Source organism: Micromonospora sp. KC606 (assembly GCF_004348675.1).
Taxonomy (GTDB): Bacteria; Actinomycetota; Actinomycetes; order Mycobacteriales; family Micromonosporaceae; genus Micromonospora.
The window spans coordinates 1-4,881 of the sequence record NZ_SMKN01000317.1 but is presented as its reverse complement, the minus strand read 5'-3'; the positions used below and the strand labels follow the sequence as shown (position 1 = coordinate 4,881).

Below are 4,881 nucleotides of genomic sequence, written 5' to 3'. Positions count from 1 at the left end.
GGCCGGGTCGGGGCGAGCGGGGCCGAGCAGGCGGGCGCGGTCGCCCGGGTGGCCGGTGCCGCCGCGCGGGCCGGGGTGACCGATGACACGGCGAGGGTGGGGAGCCCGGTCAGCAGGACCGCTGTCATGCTCGCGAACACCGGTCGCGCCCTGGGCCGGTACATCGACCGCCTCCGTATCGTGTCGACTCCGGAACGGGATGTTAGCGCCCAGCGCGGGCGGCGGCGGGCCCGCCGCCGGCCGACCCGCCGTGATCTTGCCTTTACCTTGTAGGTTGTACGCGATGCGTATGGCCTGTTAGCGGGAGGAGAGGTGGCCGTGACCGACTGGGAGCCGGCTACCGAGGCCGAGACGGCGCTACGGGACGCGCTACGGGCCGACGACCAGGAGCGCTACTTCCGCATCCTGGCTGGCATCGACCTGTACCTCCCGGTGTCCGCCCAGGCCCTCGCCGGTGAGGTGCCGATGGGCTGGGGCACCTGGACGACGGGTGGCCGTACCCACGTGCTCGCCTTCACCTCGCCCGCCGCGATGCGTGCCTGCCTGGGCACGGATGCCGGTCCCAGCCGGCGGAGCCCGTTCACCGAACTCGCCGCCGCCTGGCCCCACCACGAATGGTGGCTGGCGGTCAACCCGGGGCTGCCGGTCGAGGGCTACCTCCCGGCCTGGTTCGTCTCCCAACTCTCCCGCGGGGACGTGCGACTGCCCGGCCGCGCAGGGGCCCGCTCCCGGGTGGCGGCGCCGCCCGCCGAGCCGGCAGCGGCCAACGCCGGCGCCTGGAGCCAGCCCGAGCCGGTGCCGCCGGTGGCGCTGCGGGCTTCGGTAGATCCTCCGCCCGCCCCGCCGGCCGGTGGGGGCGAGCCGTACCCAGCCCGCCCTCACCACCCGGAGACCAACGGCGCCGGCCCCACCGGCGCGGCGGACGTCGACCCCGTGGCGTCGGCATCCGGGTCGGGGCCACAGGCCGTGCCGGCCGACGCCACCGGGCGCCCGGCCGCCCGGTCCGACGGGGACCCCGCAGCCCAAACGGACCTCCACTCCGGCCCGGGTCGGCCCGACGAACCGTGGCCGGTCCCGCCCCGCCGTCGGCTGCTCGGCGAAGGGCTGGGCGCCCGCCTCGCGGCGGCCGACGGTCCGCCGAACGGCCGCAGCTCGTTCTTCGAGCCGGCCTCCGGCCGGGGTGCGGCGGCCCGGGCGATGCGGGACAACCCGCTGCGCTCCGGGGAACGGGCCGCGCCCCCGACGCGTCCCGGGCTCGGCGGCCAGCCGTTCCCCCGCCGACGGCCGGCCGGCTCGCCCGGCGAGGATCCGGTCCGCGCGTTCCGGTTGGATCCGGCCGAGGGGCGCCCGGCGCCGCCGGTGCCCGAGCCGCCGGCAAGCGGCCTGCGTCCCGATCCGTTGGCGGAGGAGCCCACCCGGGCCTTCCGGGTGCCGACCGCCGAGTCCACGCAGGCGTTGCCGCGGCGCACGCCCACGCCCGCGCCGCGTCCGGCCGAGGAGCCCACCCGGCCGCTGCCCGACCCGGCTCCGCGGCCAGGCGCGGCAGCGGGTGCCGGCACACCGGCCGACCGGCCGGTGGCGGAGGATGTGCCGGCATCGTTCGCCGAGCCGGCGACTGCGCCACCCGGTTCACGTCGGAACTTCTCGCCCATCGTCATCGAGGGCGTCGTCATCGAAGCCCATGACCTGCCCGTGTCCGACAGGCCCACCGAGATCCGGCCCGGCGCCCCGCAGGCCGACGCCGGATCCGGGCGCGCCACGGCCGGGTGGCGACCGGCCGGCGAGCCTTCCCCGCCGATTCCCCCGGACGACGAACCGACCGCGCGGCTCGTCCGGCCCGGCGCGCTCCCCGGCGTGCCCGGGCAGACCGTGCCGGCGTCCCCCGCCGAGGCGCCGACTGGCGACCCGACGGCGGACCAGCCGTCCCCCCGGGGCGCGGAGGAACCGACGGTGTCGTTGTTCGGGGCCCGGTCACCGGCGGCCTCCCCGGTGGACGACCGGCCGGTCGACGCCGAACCGGCCGTGTCGCGCCCGTCTGGCGTCGCGGACCCGGTCGACCCGCTCGACACCGGTAGCGAACCCGACCCCACCGGTGCCACGACGGCCAGCGAGCCGTCCGTTTCGGGCCCGGCCGGTATCCGGGTCGACCCCGGCTCGACCGCTCCACCGGAGGGCGCGCCGCGCATGGCCGGCGTTTCGGCGGACCCGGAACGCTCCACGTCGGACCACGCCGGGCAGCCGCCGGCCGCGGACCCGGCGTTCCAGCCGGCCAACGAGGTGGAGGAGGAGCTGCTCGACGCGGCCGGCGCCGGTAGCACCGACACCTTCCTGTCCACGCTGCTGCTGGCTCGGGTGCTGTTGCCGGTCGCGCCGGATTCGGCACCCGGGAGCCGCCCCGGCGACCCCGGCTTCGTGTGGCGTACCGAGGAGTTGGACGGGGAGCGGTACGTGGTGGTGCACACCTCCCCACAGCGGTTGGCCGACCACGGTGGCGAGGGCGTGGAGACGGTCGAGGTCCGGTTCATGCAGCTGATTCGGCGCTGGCCGGAGGAGGACTGGTCCTTCGCCGTCAACCCGGGCACCCCCGTCGGGGCGAAGCTCCCCGGCGAGCAGATCGTCGCGCTGGCCAACTGGGCCGCCGAGGTGGGGCTCGGGGACGACGCGGGCACCGAGCCGGCGGCACCGAGCGCGCCGAAACCGGCCAACACCCCGCGGCACGTCCCACCGGCGGTCGACCCGACCAAACCGGTGGTCATGCAGAAAGCGGTGGCCCCCAGCCAGCTCGCCTACTACCTGGAACGCGGCTACGACCGGGTCTCCGGTTTCGTGCACCGCGCCAACGAGCTGGCGCACCTCACCACCCCGGCGAAACTGCACGAGGCGCTCGGACTCGGCTATCCCGACTCGCCCTTCTCCCGGGACGCCGAGAAGATCTACGTGCTGCGGTGGCCGGCGCACCGGCCGAGCCTGTACCGCATCCCGTACGGCGGGCAGAATGAGACCGCCATGCGGGCGATGGAGGGTTGGGTCATCGAGCGCCCGCCGTTCCGGGGCAACGGCTTCGCCCCGGGGGAGAGCAGCGACGTCGTGGCGGAGTTCAAGGTGGACAGCGCCCGGTTGCCACACGGCGCGCAGCTGTGGCGCATCGGCGCGGACGGCAGCGAACGGATGATCGCCGTCCTCGACACCGACGCGCTGCTGTGGCGGCAGGTGAGTGAGCCGTGACCCGGGACGGATACGTGGCCCGCTGGCGCGGGCGTGAATACCAGGCCAGCCCGGACGGCGACAACGTGCGGATCTACCAGCCCGAGCCCGGTGAGGGCTTCGAGGAGGTACGCCCCGGCCGCTACGTCCGGGTCCTCTCCGCGACCGAGGTGGAGGAGCTGGCGTACGTGCGGACCACCTGCACCTGGCAGGGGCAGCCGTTCATCGTGCTCGGCGAGCACTCCGGCTGGCTCCGGGTCGAGTACACCGGTGGCCGGTGGCCGGTGGCGCAGGCGCTCGGGCTGGAGGTCTTCGACTTCGGCGTCTACCAGGGCTGGGCACCGGCGAACGAGGTGGCGGACCTGCGCGAGAAACGGGTCTGAGTCAGGACTTCGTCCACCGCAGGATCTCGCCGAGCACCACGTCGCCAACCTCGACGTGGGGGAAGTGCCCCACCCCGTCGAGCAGCCGCCACTCGTACGGCGCGCTGACGTACCGGCCGGAGCCCTGCGCGGTCCGGGGTAGCGCGGCGGTGTCGAGTGCGCCGTGCAGTTGCAGGGTCGGGGTGACCAGCGGTGTCTGCATCAACCGGACGAAGCGGTAGCCGTGCAGCCGCAGCACCGACCGGAACGCCCAGCGGTAGCCCTCCAGGGCGCAGAAGGCGGCCTGCGGGATCTGGATGGCTTCCCGGCAGCGCCGCGCGTACGCCTCGAACCCGGTGCCCTCGACCCAGCGTGGCCCGCCCCAGCGCCGCAGCAGCTCCTCGACGGCGGCTCCGCCGTCGCGGGTCAACACATGCTCGTACCGGGGCAGCTGGAACCTCAGCGTGGGTGTGGAGGCGGCGAACTGGCCGCGCGGGTCGGCGAAGAGTGCGGCCCGCAGGCGCAGCGGGTGTGGTGCGCCGAGCACGACCAGTCGCCGGACCAGGGCCGGGTGGAAGGAGGCGGCGGTCCAGCCGATCAGGCCGCCCGCACCGCTGCCGACCACCGTCGCGGAGCGCTCGCCGAGGGCGCGGATCAGGCCGGCGACGTCGGCGGCGAGGGTGTAGCCGTCGTACCCCCGGGGTGGCTTGTCGCTGGCGCCGTAGCCGCGCAGGTCGACCGCGACGGCCCGGAAGCCGGCGTCGGCGACCGCCGGGAGGATCTCGTGCCAGGCCCACCAGAACTCGGGGAAGCCGTGCAGGAAGAGCACCATCGGCCCGGTGCCGGCCTCCACGACGTGGAACTGGCTGCCGTTCGCACCGACGAAGCGGTGGGTCCACGGCCCCTCGGTCAGGACGCAGGACTCGTCAAGGGGCCCGCCACGCTGCTCGGTCATGTGCCACAGCCTAGGACCCCCGGGCCGCTGGCCCGTTCCGCCGATCCGTCGGTTGACCGGGCGCGGGGTCCGGCTCAGCCGACCGGGCTGATCTTCACGATCCTGGCGGCTGTCCCCGGCCCACAGTCGGTGCCCGGTTGTGCCGGCGCGATGGTGACCAGGACGGTAGTGCCGGTACCGAAGGTTCCCAGGCCCGGGCCGTGCAGGGCGTACTGCCGGCCGTCGTCGGTGACCAGGCCGTAGCAGGGGCCGGAGCCGCCGAGGGTGATCCGTCCGGCGAGCACATCCGTCCGGCGGCTGTCGGTCGGCTTTCTCGGGATGGAGGGAATCCTGGGCAGGGTCGGCGGCGGGGTGGCCGAG

General features: G+C 75.4%; 4 protein-coding genes. 2 read left to right on the top strand and 2 right to left on the bottom strand.

Features of this window, described 5'->3' with window-relative positions:
* Positions 1-318 precede the first annotated feature (318 nt).
* Positions 319-3,225, top strand: a complete 2,907-nt coding sequence (locus E1193_RS30080; protein WP_243707965.1) for an SseB family protein — start codon at positions 319-321, stop codon at positions 3,223-3,225.
* Positions 3,222-3,587 (top strand): hypothetical protein, encoded by a 366-nt coding sequence (locus E1193_RS30075; RefSeq protein ID WP_132186522.1) that lies wholly within the window; start codon positions 3,222-3,224, stop codon positions 3,585-3,587. Before E1193_RS30080 ends, E1193_RS30075 begins: the two co-directional genes overlap by 4 nt.
* A 1-nt stretch (position 3,588) precedes the next feature.
* Here E1193_RS30075 and E1193_RS30070 read toward each other — a convergent pair whose 3' ends face one another.
* Positions 3,589-4,521 carry an alpha/beta hydrolase gene (locus E1193_RS30070; protein WP_132186521.1) on the bottom strand — a complete coding sequence of 311 codons (933 nt, stop codon included), beginning with the start codon at positions 4,519-4,521 and terminating at the stop codon, positions 3,589-3,591.
* A gap of 74 nt (positions 4,522-4,595) precedes the next feature.
* The coding region (locus E1193_RS32240; RefSeq protein ID WP_165945864.1) for a hypothetical protein at positions 4,596-4,881 on the bottom strand (286 nt) is incomplete at its 5' end.

Coding starts and splice junctions, on each gene's coding strand:
- E1193_RS30070 (WP_132186521.1), bottom strand. CDS start 4,521: ATGACCGAGCAGCGTGGCGGGCCCCTTGACGAGTCCTGCGTCCTGACC.